The 17,920-nt window shown below is 70.5% G+C and carries 17 protein-coding genes and 2 tRNA genes; 12 read left to right on the forward strand and 7 right to left on the reverse strand.

Features of this window, described 5'->3' with window-relative positions:
* Positions 1–102 precede the first annotated feature (102 nt).
* Genes ACZ5DS_RS12800 through ACZ5DS_RS12810 form a run of 3 tightly spaced genes read left to right on the forward strand, consistent with a single transcriptional unit; the run spans position 103 to position 3,257 of the window.
* Positions 103–1,791 (forward strand): TerD family protein, encoded by a 1,689-nt coding sequence (locus ACZ5DS_RS12800; protein WP_468236884.1) that lies wholly within the window; start codon positions 103–105, stop codon positions 1,789–1,791.
* 11 nt (positions 1,792–1,802) lie between these two features.
* A complete protein-coding gene (locus ACZ5DS_RS12805; protein ID WP_468236887.1) occupies positions 1,803–2,483 on the forward strand; it encodes an AIM24 family protein in 681 nt (226 codons plus the stop codon).
* 18 nt (positions 2,484–2,501) lie between these two features.
* Complete coding sequence (locus ACZ5DS_RS12810) at positions 2,502–3,257, forward strand: AIM24 family protein (protein WP_468236890.1); 756 nt, start codon at positions 2,502–2,504, stop codon at positions 3,255–3,257.
* A 55-nt stretch (positions 3,258–3,312) separates the two neighbouring features.
* Here the strand turns inward: ACZ5DS_RS12810 and ACZ5DS_RS12815 are convergent, their stop codons facing one another.
* Both ACZ5DS_RS12815 and ACZ5DS_RS12820 read right to left on the reverse strand, forming a co-directional pair.
* Positions 3,313–3,828, reverse strand: coding sequence for an NUDIX hydrolase (locus ACZ5DS_RS12815; RefSeq protein ID WP_468236893.1), 516 nt, complete (start codon positions 3,826–3,828; stop codon positions 3,313–3,315).
* Positions 3,825–5,231 (reverse strand): zinc-dependent metalloprotease, encoded by a 1,407-nt coding sequence (locus tag ACZ5DS_RS12820; RefSeq protein WP_468236896.1) that lies wholly within the window; start codon positions 5,229–5,231, stop codon positions 3,825–3,827. The genes ACZ5DS_RS12815 and ACZ5DS_RS12820 overlap by 4 nt, the downstream gene beginning before the upstream one ends.
* 192 nt (positions 5,232–5,423) lie before the next feature.
* On the opposite strand from ACZ5DS_RS12820, the gene ACZ5DS_RS12825 reads away from it, so the two are divergent.
* From ACZ5DS_RS12825 to ACZ5DS_RS12840, 4 genes are all read left to right on the forward strand, one after another.
* Positions 5,424–6,533, forward strand: coding sequence for an SDR family oxidoreductase (locus ACZ5DS_RS12825; protein WP_468236899.1), 1,110 nt, complete (start codon positions 5,424–5,426; stop codon positions 6,531–6,533).
* A gap of 87 nt (positions 6,534–6,620) precedes the next feature.
* Entirely contained in the window at positions 6,621–7,082 is a 462-nt protein-coding gene (locus ACZ5DS_RS12830) for a molybdenum cofactor biosynthesis protein MoaE (protein ID WP_468236901.1), read from the forward strand.
* Positions 7,083–7,222: 140 nt separating this feature from the next.
* The gene (locus ACZ5DS_RS12835) at positions 7,223–7,396 is read left to right on the forward strand and encodes a hypothetical protein (RefSeq protein ID WP_468236904.1); all 174 of its coding nucleotides are present in this window, start codon (positions 7,223–7,225) and stop codon (positions 7,394–7,396) included.
* 50 nt (positions 7,397–7,446) lie between these two features.
* Positions 7,447–8,544 (forward strand): YlbL family protein, encoded by a 1,098-nt coding sequence (locus ACZ5DS_RS12840; RefSeq protein WP_468236907.1) that lies wholly within the window; start codon positions 7,447–7,449, stop codon positions 8,542–8,544.
* A gap of 77 nt (positions 8,545–8,621) precedes the next feature.
* Here ACZ5DS_RS12840 and ACZ5DS_RS12845 read toward each other — a convergent pair whose 3' ends face one another.
* Positions 8,622–9,164: a PPA1309 family protein gene (locus ACZ5DS_RS12845; RefSeq protein ID WP_468236909.1), complete on the reverse strand. Its 543-nt coding sequence runs from the start codon at positions 9,162–9,164 to the stop codon at positions 8,622–8,624.
* Positions 9,165–9,328: 164 nt separating this feature from the next.
* On the opposite strand from ACZ5DS_RS12845, the gene ACZ5DS_RS12850 reads away from it, so the two are divergent.
* From ACZ5DS_RS12850 to ACZ5DS_RS12865, 4 genes are all read left to right on the forward strand, one after another.
* A complete protein-coding gene (locus tag ACZ5DS_RS12850) occupies positions 9,329–12,265 on the forward strand; it encodes a UPF0182 family membrane protein (protein ID WP_468238191.1) in 2,937 nt (978 codons plus the stop codon).
* A gap of 40 nt (positions 12,266–12,305) precedes the next feature.
* Positions 12,306–12,379, forward strand: a tRNA-Met gene (locus ACZ5DS_RS12855).
* 206 nt (positions 12,380–12,585) lie between these two features.
* Positions 12,586–14,406: a tetratricopeptide repeat protein gene (locus tag ACZ5DS_RS12860; RefSeq protein WP_468236911.1), complete on the forward strand. Its 1,821-nt coding sequence runs from the start codon at positions 12,586–12,588 to the stop codon at positions 14,404–14,406.
* Positions 14,407–14,474: 68 nt separating this feature from the next.
* Positions 14,475–14,548: transfer RNA gene (locus ACZ5DS_RS12865), tRNA-Met, on the forward strand.
* 126 nt (positions 14,549–14,674) lie between these two features.
* Here ACZ5DS_RS12865 and ACZ5DS_RS12870 read toward each other — a convergent pair.
* The 3 genes from ACZ5DS_RS12870 to hisN all read right to left on the reverse strand — a co-directional run bounded on the left by ACZ5DS_RS12870 (position 14,675) and on the right by hisN (position 16,659).
* Entirely contained in the window at positions 14,675–15,091 is a 417-nt protein-coding gene (locus ACZ5DS_RS12870; RefSeq protein ID WP_468236913.1) for a Fur family transcriptional regulator, read from the reverse strand.
* A gap of 208 nt (positions 15,092–15,299) precedes the next feature.
* The gene (locus tag ACZ5DS_RS12875) at positions 15,300–15,692 is read right to left on the reverse strand and encodes a CBS domain-containing protein (protein ID WP_468236916.1); all 393 of its coding nucleotides are present in this window, start codon (positions 15,690–15,692) and stop codon (positions 15,300–15,302) included.
* Positions 15,693–15,858: 166 nt separating this feature from the next.
* Positions 15,859–16,659: a histidinol-phosphatase gene (gene hisN / locus ACZ5DS_RS12880; RefSeq protein WP_468236918.1), complete on the reverse strand. Its 801-nt coding sequence runs from the start codon at positions 16,657–16,659 to the stop codon at positions 15,859–15,861.
* A 230-nt stretch (positions 16,660–16,889) separates the two neighbouring features.
* Here hisN and ACZ5DS_RS12885 point away from each other — a divergent pair, with 230 nt between their 5' ends.
* Positions 16,890–17,495 carry a TetR/AcrR family transcriptional regulator gene (locus ACZ5DS_RS12885; protein ID WP_468236920.1) on the forward strand — a complete coding sequence of 202 codons (606 nt, stop codon included), beginning with the start codon at positions 16,890–16,892 and terminating at the stop codon, positions 17,493–17,495.
* 63 nt (positions 17,496–17,558) lie between these two features.
* On the opposite strand, the gene ACZ5DS_RS12890 is transcribed toward ACZ5DS_RS12885, so the two are convergent.
* Complete coding sequence (locus ACZ5DS_RS12890; protein WP_468236922.1) at positions 17,559–17,882, reverse strand: DMT family transporter; 324 nt, start codon at positions 17,880–17,882, stop codon at positions 17,559–17,561.
* Positions 17,883–17,920: the final 38 nt, after the last annotated feature.

Consider the following 17,920-nt stretch of genomic DNA (forward strand, 5'->3'; position numbering starts at 1 on the left):
CGCGGTTGTGTACCGGGTCTGTACCGGCTGCGTCCGATGTCGGAGTTTGCCGTTAGCCTGGCGCGACGCACTCATATTCGGGATGGGGGACGGTCGTAACGCATGGCCAGGGAATTCCAACGCGGCCACAAGGCCAGGATCAGTGACCTCACGGCGGGCATGGATCTGTACGTAGGCGTGCAGATCTCCGCCCCCGGACTGACCTTCGACATCAGCTGCTTCGGTCTGGACGCCGACGAGCGTCTCTCGGACGACCGGTACTTCGTCTTCTTCAACCAGCCGAAGTCCCCGGAGGAGTCCATCCAGCTGCTGGGCGCCCAGGCAGGCGACACGGAGTCGTTCCGGGTGACCCTGGACCGCATCCCCCCTCAGATCCGCAAGCTGTCCTTCACCGCGACCCTCGACGGCGCCGGGCAGATGTCGCAGATCGGCCCCGGATACCTGCGCATCGTGGCCGGCGGCGAGGAGGTCGCGCGGTACCCCTTCGACGGCTCGGAGTTCTCCACCGAGCGGGCCGTGATGCTCGGTGACTTCTACTTCAAGGACGTGTGGCGGTTCGCTGCGGTCGGGCAGGGCTTCGACGGCGGTCTGGAGGCGCTGCTGAAGAACTTCGGCGGTGAGGTGCTGGAGGAGGAGGCGCCCGCCGCCCCGCAGCAGCAACCGCAGTCCGGTGCCGCCCCCGGCTTCGCCCCGCCCGCCCAGACCGGCCCGCCGCCCACGTTCGGCGTCCCGGCCGCGCCCGCTCCCGCTCCGGCACCCGCGCCGCAGGGCTTCACCCAGCCCGGCACCACGCCGCCCCCTGCCCCGGCCCCGGCGCCGGCGCCGAACGTGCACGCGGCGCCGACCGTCATCGCTCCCTTGACCCCGCCCGCCGGCGGTACGGTCCATCCGCCGGCCCCGGCCCCGGCCCCGGCCCCGGCACCCGCGCCCTACGGCCAGCCGCCGCAGCAGCCGTCGTACGGCGGTCAGCCCGGCGCGCCGATGCCTCCGGGGTACGGCCAGCAGCCCTCCTACGGCGGTCAGCCGGGCGCGCCCATGCCGCCGGGCTACGGCCAGCAGCCCTCGTACGGGCAGGTGCCCGGCCAGCAGGCCGCCCCCTACGGAGTGCCGCAGGGCGCCCCCCAGGGCGGTGCCGGTGTGACGGCCGCGCTCCAGGCGTTCAAGGAGACGCCCACCGGGCAGCGCTGGACGCAGCAGAACAAGAAGCTCATCCGGGTCGACCTCGGCATCGGCGGGCAGCCCGTGCTGGCCCGGCAGGGCAGCATGGTGCTCTACCAGGGCAAGGTCGACTTCAGCTACAAGGGCGCCGGGTTCGCCGGGCGGATCGTGGGCAACGCGACCGGCCAGGAGATGCAGCTGATGCGCTGCACCGGCCAGGGCCAGGTGTTCCTCGCCGAGAACGCCACCCACCTGCACCCCGTCGAGCTCCAGGGCGACGCGATCTGCGTCTCCGCGGAGAACGTCCTCGCCTTCGACGAGAGCCTCCAGCACGAGGTCCGCCGTATCGAGGGCCACGGCATCCCCGGCGGCGCACTGTTCACCATGCAGTTCCAGGGCACCGGCACGATCGTCGTCAAGACGCACGGCACGCCCGTGGTGCTGCCGGTCACCCCGACCACCTTCGCCGACTGCAATGCCGTCGTGGCCTGGTCGGCCGCCTCCCAGGTGATCGTCTCCAGCCAGGTCCGCATGCGCCGCAACGCCTACCCGGGCGACACCGGCGAGAGCGTCAACCTCCAGTTCCGGGGCGCGCCCGGCAACTTCATCGTCGTCCAGCCCTACGAGGTCTGAGGGAGCCCGTCATGAACCAGCCGCTCGCGGGCTACGCCCCCGCACCCGTCACCGCCCGCATGGAGAACCACGGCAACCACATGCTGAAGGTCGCCATGCAGACCGGAAACGACCTTCTCGCGCGCGTGGGGTCGATGGTCGCCTATGAGGGCTTCATCCAGTACGAGCCCAACCCGCCGGCCGTCCGCCAGATCGCCCGCGACTGGATCACCGGCGAGGGCGCCCCGCTGATGAAGTGCTCCGGCGACGGACTGCTCTACCTCGCCGACTACGGCGCGAACGTCGTCGTGATCAACCTCAACGGCGACGGCATCTCGGTCAACGCCACCAACCTGCTCGCCTTCGACGCGCACCTCAGCTGGGGCGTCGAGCGCGTCAAGGGGCTCGCCAAGTTCGCCGGGCAGGGCCTGTGGAACACGAAGATCTCCGGGCAGGGCTGGGTCGCGCTGACCTCCCGGGGCAAGCCGATCGTCGTCGACTGCGGTGGCGGGGAGGACGAGACGTACGTCGACCCCGACGCACTGGTCGCCTGGTCGCCGAACCTGAAGGTGAAGGGCAAGCGCAGCTTCAAGGCGCAGTCACTGATCGGCCGGGGCAGCGGCGAGGCCTACCAGATGGCCTTCTCCGGCCAGGGCATCGTCGTCGTCCAGCCCAGCGAGGACAGCACCGACCGCCTCCGGTTCCGGGGCTGAGGGGGAGCCAGAAACACCATGCAGAGCCCGCTTTTCGCGCACAACGACCTCCAGACGCAGGAGCGTTGGAGCCTGCAGAACAAGCAGATGCTCCGCGTCACCTTGGAGGGCCACGACGACCTTCTCGCCCGCAAGGGCACCATGGTCGCCTACCAGGGACTCGTCGAGTTCGACGCCGAGTACCGCAGCAACAACCAGGCACGCGCGCGTGCGTACACCGGCGAGGGCCTGGACCTGATGCGCTGCCATGGGCAGGGCACGGTCTACCTCGCCAACCTCGCCCAGCACGTGCACGTCATGGACGTCGAGCAGGACGGGCTGACGGTCGACAGCTCCTACGTCCTCGCCATGGACTCCTCACTGCACCACGAGGTCATCGCCGTCGACAGCCTCTACGGCATCTCCGGGTCCGGGAAGTACCAGCTCAACATCACCGGACGCGGCAAGGTGGCCCTGATGACCTCGGGCGCGCCCCTGCTGATGCAGGTCACGCCCGACAAGTACGTCAACTGCGACGCCGACGCGATCGTCGCCTGGTCGACCGGGCTGCGTGTGCAGATGCAGGCCCAGACACACTCCTCGGGAGTATGGCGGCGGCGTGGCAACACCGGTGAGGGCTGGGAGCTGAGCTTCATGGGCTCCGGGTTCGCGCTCGTGCAGCCCAGCGAGCTGCTGCCGCCGCAGAACGCGCAGATCGGCCAGGGTCTCGCCGCACAGTTCGGCATGGGCCAGCAGGGGGCGCGTGGCCAGAACCAGGGCAACGTCTGGAGCTGACCGTCCGGGAAACAAACGTAAGGGGCGGCCGCCCAGGCGGCCGCCCCTTACCCGTTCAGAGCCTGGCGCGCGTAGCTTCCACCAGGCGTACGACGGACTCGTCCGCTACGTCGGCCACCTCGTCGTAGGCGAACCAGCGCAGGTCGAGGGACTCGTCGCTGATCGCTTCCACGGCGCCGCCGGGCGCGACGGCGGCATACTGCACGTCCAGGTGCCAGGCACAGGGAGTGCGATGGCGGTCCAGGCGCACCGGGCGGCTGCTCAACAGACGAAGCGAGGGGATCCCCGACTCCTCCGTGGCCTCACGCAGTGCCGCTCCCGCGAGTGTGATGTCCGTCCGCTCGCAGTGGCCGCCCATCTGGAGCCACATGCGGAGCTTCCTGTGGAGGGTGAGCAGCACTCGCTCACCCTCCGGATCGATCACCAGCGCACTCGCCGTGATGTGGCCGTCCTTGCAGTCCTTCCACATCCCGTCGGGATGCCCGTCGAGATGGTCGAGGTAGACCTGACGCAGATCCTGCTGGTCCTCGTACCCCTCCAGGACCCGGACCGCATTGCTGTGCAGGGTCACTCCTTGTCGTCGCCTTCGTCCTTGGAGCCGTCCGCCGCCTCGCCGAGCATCTTGTCCAGCTCGGAGAAGTCCAGCTGCTCGCGGTGCACGAAGCCGTCCGGGTCGTCCAGGTCGGTGGCCGTCGGCAGCATGTCCGGGTGGCCCCACAGGGCGTCCCGGCCGTCGACCCCGCGCGCGTCCGTGAGCGAGGCCCACAGGCGGGAGGCGTCGCGCAGCCGGCGCGGGCGCAGCTCCAGGCCGATCAGCGTGGCGAACGTCTGCTCCGCGGGGCCGCCGGTGGCGCGGCGCCGGCGCAGTGTCTCGCGCAGGGCGTCCGCGGACGCCAGACGCGGCTTCGCGGCCGCATGGACCACCGCGTCCACCCAGCCCTCGACAAGCGCCAGAGCGGTCTCCAGACGGGCCAGGGCCGCCTTCTGCTCCGGAGTGTCCTCCGGCTGGAACATGCCCTGCTGGAGGGCGTCCTGCAGCTGCTCGGGGTTCTGCGGGTCGAACTGGCCGACCACGTCCTCCAGCTTGGCCGTGTCGACCTTGATCCCGCGCGCGTACCCCTCGACCGCGCCGAACAGGTGCGAGCGCAGCCACGGCACGTGCGCGAAGAGGCGCTGGTGGGCGGCCTCGCGCAGGGCCAGGTAGAGCCGGACCTCCTCCTGGGGCACGCCGAGGTCCTTGCCGAAGGCCGCCACGTTGGCCGGGAGCAGCGCGGCCTTGCCGGACGGGCCGAGCGGCAGGCCGATGTCGGTCGAGCCGACGACCTCGCCCGCCAGCACGCCGACGGCCTGCCCGATCTGCGTGCCGAACATGGCGCCGCCCATCGAGCGCATCATGCCGATCAGCGGGCCCGCCATGGCCTGCATCTCCTCCGGCAGGACATCGCCCATGGCCGCGCCGACCCGCTCGGCGACCGGGTCGACCAGCTCCTGCCACGCGGGCAGGGTCGCCTCGACCCACTCCGCGCGCGACCAGGCCAGCGCCGAGCCGGAGCCCGACGGCAGGGACGTCGCGTCGTCCAGCCACAGGTCGGCCAGGCGGACGGCCTCCTCGACCGCGAGGCGCTCGGCGGAACCGACACTCGCGTCCTTGACGCCGTCCGGGGTGCCCTGGGAGACCGTCTGGCGGGCGATCTGCTTGGCCATGTCCCAGTTCACCGGGCCGCCCTCGTAGGAGAGCATCTGGCCCAGCTGCTGGAACGCGGCGCCCAGGTCGGTGGGGTTCAGGGAACCGAACATCGCTGCGAGCGGGTTATCGGAGCCGGGGCCGCCAAAGCCTCCGGCTCCGGGCAGCCCGAAACCGAACGGGTTGGCCGGTCCCTGCCCACCACCGCTCTGCTGGTCCTTCTTCTTGCCCTCGTCGCCGTCTTCCGGCTCCTCCGGCGGAAGGCCGAATCCGAATGGGGTGTCACTCACGGGATTCCTCGGCTGGTAAGGCCGCCGGTCTGTCTCCGGCGGCACGGCTGCCCGACATCACCACCCAGCGTAGACACCCGGACCCGATCGGGGCTCGGTGCTTCGTCCACTGACGGCCTGCGGCAGGATGGATGCACCTGGTACGTACGCGTCACTCGCGCTCGTATTGAAGACAACCGCTGGAGACGCCCGGTGAGTTCCCCAGATCCGCAGGTTCGCGCAGCGCGAAACCCCTCAACCCCTTCCGCCCTGCGCGGACCCGTCGTCGCGGTCACCGGCGCCGCCACAGGGGTGGGTGCCCGGCTCACCGAGCGGCTCGCCGCCTGCGAGGAGATCAAGCAGGTCATCGCCATCGACGAACGGCGCGGGGAGTGCGCGGCCGCGCAGTGGCACATCCTCGACGTGCGCGACCCGGCGATCGCGGACAAGCTGCGGGGCGCGGACGTGGTGGTGCATCTCGCGCTCGACCTGGATCTGGGCAGCGACGCGGCGGCACGTACCGCCTACAACGTGCGGGGGACGCAGACCGTGCTGACCGCCGCCGCGGCGGCGGGGGTGCACCGGGTGGTGCTGTGCACGTCCGCGATGGTGTACGGCGCGCTGCCGGACAACGAGCTGCCGCTGTCGGAGGACGCGGAGCTGCGGGCCACCGCCGAGGCCACCGGGGTCGGGGACCTGCTGGAGATCGAGCGGCTGGCGCGGCGCGCTCCGCGGGCGCATCCGGGGCTGAACGTCACCGTGGTGCGGCCTGCCGTGCTGGTGGGGGGCACGGACACCGCACTCACCCGGTACTTCGAGTCGCCCCGGCTGCTCGTGGTGGCCGGGTCGCGGCCGGCCTGGCAGTTCTGCCATGTCGAGGATCTGTGCAGCGCTCTGGAGTACGCCGTTCTCGAGAAGGTCGACGGGGAGCTGTCGGTCGGCTGTGACGGGTGGCTGGAGCAGGAGGAGGTCGAGGAGCTGAGCGGGATCCGGCGGATGGAGCTGCCGTCGGCGGTGGCGCTCGGCGCGGCGGCCCGGCTGCACCGGATCGGGCTCACTCCGTCTCCGGCGGGGGATCTCGCGTACACGATGTATCCGTGGGTGGTCAGCGGGAGCCGGTTGCACGACGCAGGGTGGCGGCCGGGGTGGACCAATGAGGAGGTCCTCGCGGAGCTGCTGGAGGAGGTTTCCGGGCGGCATACGGTTGCCGGGCGGCGGCTGGGCCGGAAGGACGCGACTGCGGCCGGTGCCGCGGGGGCGACGGTGGCTCTGCTGGGCGCCGCCGCTGTGGTTCGGCGGGCCCGGAAGGCTCGGCGCCGCTGAAGCTGTAGAAGACTCCAAAGATCCCCGCGCGCATGCCTGGTGAACGTTGTATTCCTCGGGGTCGGAGGGATGCGGCACGATGGAGTCATGGCAGCTACGAACGAGCACCCCGGTGAGCAGGCCGCTCAGGATCCCATCAAGCTGATCGGCGTCCGGGAGACCGCGCTGTCCGTGGACGAGGTGTTCCGGGCCGTCGGGGACGACGCCGCCGGCGGGATCGCGCTGTTCGTGGGGACCGTGCGGAACCACGACGGGGGCGCCGACGTCGACGCGCTCGGGTACTCCTGCCATCCCAGCGCCGAGGCCGAGATGCGGCGGATCGCCGAGAAGGTCGTCGCCGAGTACCCGGTGCGGGCGCTGGCCGCCGTCCACCGGGTGGGGGACCTCGCGGTCGGGGACCTCGCCGTCGTCGTCGGCGTCGCCTGCCCCCACAGGGGCGAGGCCTTCGAGGCGTGCCGCAAGCTGATCGACGACCTCAAGCACGAAGTGCCCATCTGGAAGCACCAGAAGTTCTCCGACGGGACCGAGGAGTGGGTCGGCGCCTGCTGACCCCGGCGGCATCGCTGTTCACCCACAGTCCATCACCCCTTCCGGTTGCGTAACCGCCCCCCTGCCGTGAGCGTTGTCAGTGCGGATGGTTAATCTGCTGATCAGTCAGTCGCGGACACTCATGGGGTTGGGAGGTCGGCATGGCAGCACTTGCCTGGTTGCTGATTCCGCTTGTGGCTGCGGTCGCCGCCGGTCTGTGGGGCAGCTGGGCCAACCGGACACGGAAGGCACGCAGCGACGGGCCCGAACTGGACGGGTACGCACGCTTCCGCGAGGCCATGGAGAAGCCCGGCTCGGGTGCGCGCGGCGCCTGACGGGGGTGCCCTGACGGTGCGCTGACAGAGGCGTCCCGTACTGTCGTGGCATGCCACGCCGCACCGCGACGATGCTCGCCTCCACCCTGATGCTGATCGCGCTCCTGTGCGCGGGAGTGCTCATCCCCGTGCCCTACTCGGAGATGTCCCCGGGGCCGACCGTGAACACGCTCGGGAACCACGGCGGCGAGCCGGTGCTGCAGATCGCGGGGCGCAAGACCTACCCGACGGACGGGCACCTGAACATGACCACCGTCCGGGTCACCAGCGCCGACTTCCGGATGACCCTGGTGGAGGCCGTGTACGGCTGGCTGGCGCACGACAGCAAGATCGTGCCGCACGACACCCTGTACCCGGACGGCAAGACGGAGGAGCAGTCCACGCAGGAGAACGCCGAGGAGTTCAGCCAGTCCCAGGAGAGCGCCAAGGTCGCCGCCCTGAAGGAGCTGGGTGTCCCGGTGAAGTCCTGGGTGATCGTCTCCACCGTCGTCAAGGACTCCCCGGCCGAGGGCAAGCTGCACGCCGGTGACGTGATCAAGGCCGTGGACGGCACGGCCGTCAAGCAGCCGTCCGACGTCGCCAAGCTCGTCACCAGGCACAAGCCCGGTCAGGACGCCGTCTTCACCGTCGTCCCGGCCAAGGAGCAGGCCGCCGCCGAGAAGAACCACACGACGGCGACCAGGACGCAGGACGTCACGATCACGACGGCCACCTCCGACGACAGCGGCGCCAAGCGGGCCATCGTCGGGATCTCCGCCGGCACCGACCACACGTTCCCGTTCAGCATCGACATCAAGCTCGCCGACGTCGGCGGCCCCAGCGCCGGACTGATGTTCGCGCTCGGCATCTACGACAAGCTCACGCCCGGCAGCCTCACCGGCGGCAAGTTCGTCGCCGGCACCGGCACCATCGACGACAACGGCACGGTCGGGCCGATCGGCGGCATCGAGATGAAGACCGTCGGCGCGCGCAGCAAGGGCGCCCAGTACTTCCTGACGCCCGCCGACAACTGCGCGGCCGCCGCCAAGGACACTCCGAGCGGGCTCACCCTGGTCAAGGTCAAGACCATCGGTGACGCGCTCGGCGCCCTCAAGGACATCCGCAGCGGCAACACCGCCGACCTGCCGAGCTGCACCGCCAAGGGCTGACGAGCAGGCCCCGGTGGACGGCTGGGGGCGCCCCCGCCAGGAAGGCAGGGGCGCCCCCGTAGCCGTATCGCGGAAGGTCAGTCCTCGAACGTCGCGGACAAGGCCTCCGCCAGGCCCGGCACCAGGTCCGGGCCCGTCAGGACCTCCGTCGCGGAGTCCTTCTCGCGCAGGCGCAGCGCCGAGTCACGGCTGCCGTCGCGCAGCACCGCGACCGTCATACGGACCTCCTGGCGCTCGGGGTGGTCGGCCACCCACTTCGCCAGCTTGGCCCCGCTCAGGCCCTGCGGGACCTGCCCCTCGACCGACGGAGGCAGCATCAGGCGCTCCACCGTGAGCGCGCAGCCCACCACCGCATCCGGCCAGGCGATGGTGCCGAGGAACTCGTCGAGCGGCTTGTCCGTTGGAACCTCGTCCTGCTCGATCGGGGTGAGACCGGTGGTCTCGGGCTCGTCCTCCAGGCCGAGCTGGGCGGCGAGCGAGGGTTCCTGAGCCCGCAGCCGTGCGGTGTCTACGAGGGCGAAAAGGCGAGCGGGCTGGTCCCAGCCGAGGCCGGAGGCGTACTCGTCGATCTCGAGTACGGCCCGGGTGAGCGGGCTCGCTGCCATGGGAGTGTTGGACATGGTCACAATCCTGCCTCGTTCATGGCCGGAATCGGGAACCGAGTAAACCGTGAGTAAGTTGCATAGGTGTGGGCCCGCGATCACGGGGGGCCACGGAGGGCCCGCGAACACGAGGGCCTGACGGATCGACAGCGAACTTCGAGGGGCGCACCTTGGCTTTCCAGATGCCGGACCGCGGCGGAGGCCCGACGGGGCCGCGGATCAGAGCGGGCCGCCCGTCCCGGCGCGTCCGGACCCTGCTGACGACACTGGGCGTCCTCTCCGTCCTCGGTATGGCGTTCACCATGTTCGCCGGCTTCTGGACGGACTGGCTGTGGTACCGGTCGGTGCACTACTCGTCCGTGTTCACCACCACCCTGTCGACCAAGATCGGGCTGTTCTTCGTCTTCGGCCTGCTGATGGCCCTCGCCGTGGGCTTCAACATCTGGCTCGCGCACCGGCTGCGGCCCCCGCTGAGCGCCATGTCCATGGAGCAGCAGAGCCTGGACCGCTACCGGATGGGCATCGCGCCGTACAAGACGTGGCTGCTGCTCGCGGTCACCTCCCTCGTCGGCCTGATCGCGGGTGCCTCGGCGGCCGGCCAGTGGCGCACCTGGCTGATGTGGGTCAACGGCGTGCCCTTCCACCAGAAGGACCCGCAGTTCCACCTCGACGTCGCCTTCTACGCCTTCGACCTGCCCTGGTACCGGTTCCTGCTCGGCTTCGGCTTCGCCACCGCCATCCTCTGCCTGATCGCCGCAGCGCTCACCCACTACCTGTACGGCGGGCTGCGCGTCACCAGCCCCGGCGCGCGCGCCACCGCCGCCGCGACCGGGCATCTGTCGGTGCTCCTCGGCATCTTCGTGGCGCTGAAGGCGGTCGCCTACTGGCTCGACCGGTACGGCCTCGCCGTCAAGTCCAGCGACTTCAAGGCGACCGGCAACTGGACCGGCCTGCGCTACGTCGACGCCAACGCCTATCTGCCGGCCAAGACGATCCTGTTCTGCATCGCCGTCATCTGCGCGCTGCTGTTCTTCGCCACCCTGTGGCGGCGCACCTGGCAGCTGCCCGTCATCGGCTTCGGCCTGATGGTCCTCTCCGCGATCCTGATCGGCGGCCTGTACCCGGCCATCGTGCAGAAGTTCCAGGTCCAGCCCAACGAGCAGGCCAAGGAAGCCCCGTACGTCCAGAAGAACCTCAAGGCGACCCGCGAGGCGTACGGCATCGACGACACCGAGGTCACCGAGTACGCGGGCAAGTCCGCCACCAAGGACAAGACCAAGCTGCGCGACCAGGTCGACGACACGGCCAGCATCCGCATCATGGACCCGAACGTCGTCTCGCCGACGTTCCAGCAGCTCCAGCAGATCAAGGCCTACTACGGGTTCCCGACCAACCTCGACGTCGACCGGTACTCCACCAAGGACGGCAAGGACCAGGACACCGTCCTCGGCCTGCGCGAGCTGAACCTGGACGGCATCCCGAAGAACAACTGGATCAACGACCACTTCCGCTACACGCACGGCTACGGCGTGGTCGCCGCCAAGGGCACCGAGGCCGACGAGGGCCACCCGGTCTTCACCGAGAAGAACCTGCCGTCCAAGGGCGACCTGGGCGCGTACCAGCAGCGGATCTACTACGGCGAGAAGACCAGCACGTACTCGATCGTCGGCGGCCCCCAGAAGGAGGTCGACTACTCCGACAACGAGCGTGAGCGGACCACCAGCTACCAGGGCAAGAGCGGGGTCAACCTCGACAACCCGATCAACCGGGCCGCGTACGCGGTGGCGTTCAACGAGCCGCAGATCCTCTACTCGGGCGCGATCGGCAAGGGCTCGCGGATCCTGTACCACCGCACGCCCAAGGACCGCGTCGAAGCGGTCGCCCCCTGGCTGACCATCGACGGCGACGCCTACCCGGCGGTGGTGGGCAACCGCATCCAGTGGATCGTCGACGCGTACACGACGACGAACGGATACCCGTACGCCTCCCGTACGACCCTCGGCGACACGACGGCCGACTCGCTGACCGCCACCAACAACTCCCGTGCGGTGGTGGCCCAGCAGAACCAGGTCAACTACATCCGCAACTCGGTGAAGGCGACCGTCGACGCGTACACCGGCGACGTCAAGCTGTACCAGTGGGACACCAAGGACCCGGTGCTGAAGACCTGGATGAAGGCCTTCCCCGGCACGGTGAAGCCCCGCGCGGACATCTCCGACGACCTGATGGCCCATCTGCGCTACCCGCAGGACCTGTTCAAGGTCCAGCGCGAGCTGCTCACCCGCTACCACGTGCCGGACGCGCAGACCTTCCTCAGCGGCAGCGAGGTGTGGGAGGTGCCGGACGACCCGACCAACGACTCGGGCAGCGCGGTGCCGCCGTACTACCTGACCATGAAGATGCCGGACCAGAGCGCCCAGGCGTTCTCGCTGACGACGACGCTCACGCCCAACGGCCGGGACAACCTCAGTGCCTTCATGGCCGTCGACTCCGACCCGCGCACCAGCGACTACGGCAAGATCAGAATCCTGAAACTGCCGACGAGCACCAACTTCGACGGCCCCAAGCAGGTGCAGAGCCAGTTCAACTCCGAGTCGGACATCGCCGAGACGATCAGTCTGCTGAGCAGGGGCCACTCCAAGGTCGAGTACGGCAACCTGCTGACCGTGCCGCTGGACGGAGGACTGCTGTACGCGGAGCCGGTCTACGTCCGCGGTGGTTCTCTGAAGTACCCCTTGCTGCGCAAGGTGTTGGTCACCTACGAGGGCAAGACCGCCTTCGAGAACACCCTGGACGAGGCGCTCAACAAGGTGTTCGGCGTGAAGGGTTCGACCCCGCCGTCGGACACCGGCACCACCGAGCCGCCCGGCTCCGGCAACCCGACGGTCCAGCAGGCCCTGCAGGACGCCCAGAAGGCCTTCGAGGCCGGGCAGCAGGCGCTGAAGGCGGGGCCGGACTGGGACGCGTACGCCAAGGCGCAGAAGGATCTGGCGGACGCGCTGAAGCGGGCCGAGGAGGCACAGTCCAAGGCCGACAAGACCAGCGGCAGCGGTGGAAAGAGCACCGACAAGAACACCGACAAGAGCGGGAGTACGACCGGGAATAACACCGGGAGTTGATCAAGGCCCTCCGCGCCGTGGTACGGTTGCCGAGCAACGGCGCGGGGTGGAGCAGCTCGGTAGCTCGCTGGGCTCATAACCCAGAGGTCGCAGGTTCAAATCCTGTCCCCGCTACTGAAGTCGAAGGCCCGGATCCTTACAGGGATCCGGGCCTTCGTGGTGTGCGAACTCATGTACAGACGGGAGGGACGGCCGCGCCGCCGCGGGGAGTTGAGGGGACTGTGTTTGACTTATCTCTCTGTGGGCATGTCGACAAAACGCTGAAGTGACCTCACGGGCTGCGGTATACCGGGTGTACCCAGGTTGCAGGTGGTGCGACGATGGACGTTATGGGGGACAAGGCAAATCTGTTCGAGACAGGGCGATTTGTGCGGCCTTCGGGGGAGGAGCCGACGCGGGACGAGATGGGCGACATGGGGGAAGCCGCCGAGGAGGTACGCCTCCGGCTCGCCGCGCAGACCGGCGACCCCGAGGCGATGAGCGTCCTCGGAGCCATGCTGCTGCGCCGCGGCGACCTCGACGGAGCCGAACCCCATCTGCGTGCGGCCACCGCGACCGGGGACCGGGCCGCCGCCAACAATCTCGGTGTCCTCCTGCACCAGCGCGGTTACGCCGAGGACGCCGCCGGCTGGTGGCGGATCGCCGCCGTCGCCGGCTCCGCCGCCGCCGCGCACGCGCTCGGCCGGCACCACCGCGAGCGCGGGGACGAGCCCGCCGCCGAGTACTGGCTGCGCCAGTCCGCCGAGCAGGGCCATGCGCTGGGCGCGTACGCGCTCGCCGACCTGCTGGAGCACCGCGGGGACGCCGGCGCCGAGCACTGGATGCGGGCCGCGGCCGAACGCGGCCACCGCGAGGCCGCCTACCGGCTGGCGCGCACGCTCGACCGCAGGGCCGCACACGAGGACGGGACCGCCCCCGACAACGCTGTCGAGGAGATCGAGCAGTGGTACCGGCAGGCCGCCGCGCGCGGCCACCGGCGGGCCGCGCTGCACCTCGGGGCGATCCTGGAGCGGCGGGGAGAGCTGAAGGAGGCCGGGCGCTGGTACCTGACCTCCGCCAAGGACGGGGAGCCGCGGGCCGCCTGCGCCCTCGGATTCCTGCTGCGGGACGCCGGGGACACCGAGAGCGCGGCCGTGTGGTGGCTCAGGGCCGCCCAGGACGGCGACGGCAACGCGGCCAACGCGCTGGGCGCCCTGCACGCCGAGCGCGGAGAGACCCAGACCGCCGAGCGCTGGTACCGGGCGGCGCTGGACGCCGGGGACGACAACGGGGCCTACAACCTCGGGCTGCTCTGCGCCGAGCAGGGCCGGACCGCGCAGGCCGAGCAGTGGTACCGGCGCGCCGCCTACGCCGGGCACCGGGAGGCGGCGAACGCGCTGGCCATCCTGCTGCTCCAGGGCGGCGACGCGACCGGGGCCGAGCCGTGGTTCTCCAAGGCGGCCGAGGCCGGGAGCGTGGACGCCGCGTTCAACCTCGGGATCCTGCACGCCGGGCGGGGCACCGAGGAGGACGACAGGGCCGCGCTGCGCTGGTACGAGCAGGCGGCCGCCGCCGGGCACACCGAGGCCGCGCTGCAGGTCGGGATCGCGCGGCTGCGCGAGGGGGACGAGCAGGACGCCGAGCGGCATCTGCGGTGCGCGGCCGGCGGCGGCAGTGCGGAGGCAGCGTACCGGCTGGCCACCGTGCTGGACGCGCGGCGGCCGCCGGAGCCCGCCCACGAGCTGGGCGAGGTGGTCCACGAGAAGACGGAGTGCGAGGAGTGGTACGAGCGGGCGGCCTCCCAGGGGCACCGGCGCGCGCAGGTGCGCGTGGGCATGCTCGCGGCTGCCCGGGGCGATGTGGTCGAGGCGGCGCGGTGGTACCGGGCGGCGGCGGAGGCGGGGTCGCGCAACGGGGCGTTCAACCTCGGGCTGCTGCTGGCCCGGGAAGGGAGCGAGCCGGAGGCGGCCGTGTGGTGGACGCGGGCCGCCGACGCGGGGCACGGCCGGGCGGCGCTTCGGCTGGCCCTCGTCTACGCGCGTCGCGGAGAGCTGGCGGAGGGGCAGAAGTGGGCCGACCGGGCGGTGGCTCTCGGGCCGGCGGAGGTCACCGAGCGGGCGGGGCGGTTGCGGGATGCGTTGCGGGAGGAGCTCTCGGCGTGACCCCGACCACTCGTCCCCTAATCGATTTGCTTCGCCGGGCTCCCTTCACGTAATGTCGTGTTCACCGACGCGGGGTGGAGCAGCTCGGTAGCTCGCTGGGCTCATAACCCAGAGGTCGCAGGTTCAAATCCTGTCCCCGCTACTGAAGGCCTAGGGCCGGAATCCAGAGATGGATTCCGGCCCTAGGTGTGTTCGCGGGCAACCCAAGGGTGTGTTCGCGAGCAAAAAGTTCACGAGCAAAAAAAGAAGGGGGCTTGCGCCCCCTGTCTCACGCTCCCGCGCAGTTCGGGCACAGCCCCCGGTACGTCACCTCGACGTCCGACACCGTGAAGCCGAAGCGCTCCGTGTCGGGGAGGTCGGCGAGCGGGTTGCCCGTAGGGTGCACGTCGCGGATCGCGCCGCACCGGGCGCAGACCAGGTGGTGGTGCGGGCGGTGCGCGTTCGGGTCGTACCGCTTGGCGCGCTTGTCCGTGCTGACCTCGAGCACCTCGCCGAGGGAGACCAGCTCGCCCAGCGTGTTGTAGACGGTCGCCCGGGAGATCTCGGGCAGCTTCGCGACAGCCCGCGCATGGACCTCGTCGGCCGTCAGATGGACGTGTTCGCCGTCGAGGACCTCGGCCACGACGCGCCGCTGCGCGGTCATCCGCCATCCGCGTCCGCGCAGCCGTTCCAGAAGGTCGCTCATGGAATCCAGCGTAACAGCAAGGGACCAGGTTCCGAACGGGTGTGACTTTGGAACGTTGTCTGAATTGGACTGAGTCCAATATGGGACGGGACTGGCTTTGGTCATGAGGCGCGGCCCGATGCTCGTGCAGGACCAGCTGCTCCTGGGCCGGTTCCCTCGGGGGGCCGGCCCGCTCGCATGTCCGGGATCGGTGTGCGGAGAGGCGGTGTCAGGCCGGTACCTGCTGCCGTGCGGGTGCCCAGCAGCGGATGATGTCGCGGACCGAGACTATGCCGGCGGGCTCGCCGCGATCGAGGACGACGAGATGCCGGAAGCCGCCGTGCGCCATGGCGCGGGCCGCCTCCTCCAGGGTCCAGGTCGGGGCGGCGAAGACGACGTCGGTGGTGGTGTGGGCGTGGGTGCGTTCGGTGTCCGGATTCTGGCCGAGGCCGACGGAGTTGAGGATGTCGCGCTCGGTCAGGATGCCGATACCGCCCGCGTCCGGGTCGAGGACGACCGCGGCGCCGACGCGGCGGGCGGACATCAGGGCTGCTGCCTGGCGGAGGGTGTGGTCGGGGCCGAGGGTGAGAACCACGGTGCTCATGGCGTCACGGACGAGCATGGGATGGGCCACCTCCTATGGGAATCCCGGACCTGCTTCGGCCTGGCCGATAGTTCAGGGATTCACAAATTCACAAGTGGGGTGACTTCAGGGTGCCAGGTAAAGAGCGGGTCAACAAGAGGGCGCGCGGGGCCAGTTGAGGGCGTGCGCGGGCTTCTCTCCTTGCTCAGTAGCGCTGGTTGAGATACCCCAGCAACTCGTCGTGCAGCAGACCGTTGGACGCTGCCGCGTTGCCGCTGTGCGGGCCGGGTCGGCCGTCGAGGCCGGTGAAGGTGCCGCCGGCCTCGGTGACGATGATCGCGTTGGCGGCCATGTCCCACAGGGACAGCTCCGGCTCCGCGCAGAGGTCGACCGAGCCCTCGGCGACCATCATGTACGGCCAGAAGTCGCCGTACGCGCGCGTGCGCCACACCTCGCGGGTGAGGTCGAGGAAGCCGTTCAGGCGGCCCTGTTCCTCCCAGCCGGAGAGCGAGGAGTACGCGAAGGAGGCGTCCGCGAGCTTGCCGACGCGGGAGACGTGGATGCGGGTCGCGGAGGTCAGGCTGCGGCCGGTGAAGGCGCCGTGGCCCTTCGCCGCCCACCAGCGGCGGCCCAGGGCGGGGGCGGAGACGACGCCGACGACGGGCTGGTAGCCGCCCTCGGCTGCCTCCATCAGGGAGATGAGGGTGGCCCAGACGGGGACGCCGCGGACGTAGTTCTTGGTGCCGTCGATCGGATCGATCACCCAGCGGCGGGGACCGGTGCCCTCGATGCCGTACTCCTCGCCGAGGACCGCGTCCCTCGGGCGGGCGCGCTGGAGCTGGCCGCGGATGAGTTCTTCCGCCGCCTTGTCCGCTTCGCTCACCGGGGTCATGTCCGGCTTCGTCTCCACCTTCAGGTCGAGGGCCTTGAAGCGGGCCGTGGTGGCGGCGTCGGCCGCATCCGCGAGGACGTGGGCGAGACGGAGGTCGTCGAGGTAGTCCGGCATGGGACGAACGGTATCTGTCGAGGCGGTACGGGGCTACAGGGGGCCCGCGCGACGGCGCGCCCTGTGCTGCGGCTTGGTGGGGGTGGGGACGCTTGCCGGCGCCGGCGAGGTGCCGCGGCGCGGGTTGCGTCATGGCCGGAGGGCGCCCCCCTGTGCCCCCGCGAACCCTTGACAGTGCATGTATGCGCGTCAAATCTGGGCGCAGAGTCGCTCGCCCCAGGGAGGCGATGATGCCTGCAGCCCGGGAATCTCTACTGGACGCCGCCTACACCGCACTCGCACGTCGGCCGTGGTCCGCGGTGCGGATGGTCGACGTGGCCGCGGCGGCCGGGGTGTCCCGGCAGACGCTGTACAACGAGTTCGGGAGCAAGGAGGGGCTCGCCAGGGCGCTGGTGCGGCGGGAGGCCGACGGATATCTCGCCGGAGTGGAGCGGGCCCTCGCCGCGTACACCGACCCGCGGGAGAGGCTGACCGCCACCGCCGAGTGGATGGCGTCGGCCGGCCGGGACAACGCGCTGGTGCGGGCCATGCTCACCGGCTGCTGGAGCGAGCGTCTGCCGGCGCCGACGCTGTCCGCGGTGCCGTCCTCCTCCGCCGTACCCGCGCAGCGCCGCGCCGACGGACCGCTGCCGTCGCCCGGCGACTTCGTGCGGATCGTGCGGGACCGGGTGGTGACGGTGCTGACCGGTTCCGCCGCGCCCACAGCCGACACCGGCGAGCTGACCCGGTCCTGTGAACTGGTCGTACGGGTCGCGCTGTCCTGTGTCGCGGCCCCGCCGGGGGAGGGCGGCATGGCGGACCTGGTGTGCAGCGCCCTGCCCCGGCAGACGGTGTGAGCCCCGCTCGTTCAGCGGGCCGGGCCCGGTTGCCTGATCAATGGGCCGGGCCCGGCGGCCTGTTCAGCGGGCCGAGCCCGACAGCTGGAGGCCGATCACGCCGACGATCACGAGGGTGATCGAGACGATCTTCAGGGTCGACACCAGGTCGCCGAGGAAGACCATGCCGTAGATCGCGGTGCCCGCCGCGCCGATCCCGGTCCACACCGCGTACGCGGGGCCGACGTCGAGCTTCTTCAGGGAGAGGGTCAACAGGCCGAAGCTGCCGAGCGCGAAGGTGGCGAAGGCGACCGTCGGCCAGAGCCGGGTGAACCCGTGCGAGAGCTTCAGGCACACGGCGAAGCCGGTCTCCAGAATCCCGGCCACGATGACCAGCAGCCACGCCATGTGCTGTCCTCCCGTTGGTCCGGCCCTCCGGCTCGGTG

It is taken from the genome of Streptomyces sp. NPDC031100, assembly GCF_055570785.1.

Excerpts from the sequence above, each read along its gene's own strand:
- ACZ5DS_RS12830 (WP_468236901.1), top strand. The coding sequence starts at position 6,621 with ATGGCAGCTACGAACGAGCACCCCGGTGAGCAGGCCGCTCAGGATCCC.
- ACZ5DS_RS12845 (WP_468236909.1), bottom strand. The coding sequence starts at position 9,164 with ATGTCCAACACTCCCATGGCAGCGAGCCCGCTCACCCGGGCCGTACTC.
- ACZ5DS_RS12885 (WP_468236920.1), top strand. The coding sequence starts at position 16,890 with ATGCCTGCAGCCCGGGAATCTCTACTGGACGCCGCCTACACCGCACTC.
- ACZ5DS_RS12850 (WP_468238191.1), top strand. The coding sequence starts at position 9,329 with ATGCCGGACCGCGGCGGAGGCCCGACGGGGCCGCGGATCAGAGCGGGC.
- ACZ5DS_RS12835 (WP_468236904.1), top strand. The coding sequence starts at position 7,223 with ATGGCAGCACTTGCCTGGTTGCTGATTCCGCTTGTGGCTGCGGTCGCC.
- ACZ5DS_RS12890 (WP_468236922.1), bottom strand. The coding sequence starts at position 17,882 with ATGGCGTGGCTGCTGGTCATCGTGGCCGGGATTCTGGAGACCGGCTTC.
- ACZ5DS_RS12805 (WP_468236887.1), top strand. The coding sequence starts at position 1,803 with ATGAACCAGCCGCTCGCGGGCTACGCCCCCGCACCCGTCACCGCCCGC.
- ACZ5DS_RS12870 (WP_468236913.1), bottom strand. The coding sequence starts at position 15,091 with ATGAGCGACCTTCTGGAACGGCTGCGCGGACGCGGATGGCGGATGACC.
- ACZ5DS_RS12800 (WP_468236884.1), top strand. The coding sequence starts at position 103 with ATGGCCAGGGAATTCCAACGCGGCCACAAGGCCAGGATCAGTGACCTC.
- hisN (WP_468236918.1), bottom strand. The coding sequence starts at position 16,659 with ATGCCGGACTACCTCGACGACCTCCGTCTCGCCCACGTCCTCGCGGAT.
- ACZ5DS_RS12860 (WP_468236911.1), top strand. The coding sequence starts at position 12,586 with ATGGACGTTATGGGGGACAAGGCAAATCTGTTCGAGACAGGGCGATTT.
- ACZ5DS_RS12810 (WP_468236890.1), top strand. The coding sequence starts at position 2,502 with ATGCAGAGCCCGCTTTTCGCGCACAACGACCTCCAGACGCAGGAGCGT.
- ACZ5DS_RS12840 (WP_468236907.1), top strand. The coding sequence starts at position 7,447 with ATGCCACGCCGCACCGCGACGATGCTCGCCTCCACCCTGATGCTGATC.
- ACZ5DS_RS12875 (WP_468236916.1), bottom strand. The coding sequence starts at position 15,692 with ATGCTCGTCCGTGACGCCATGAGCACCGTGGTTCTCACCCTCGGCCCC.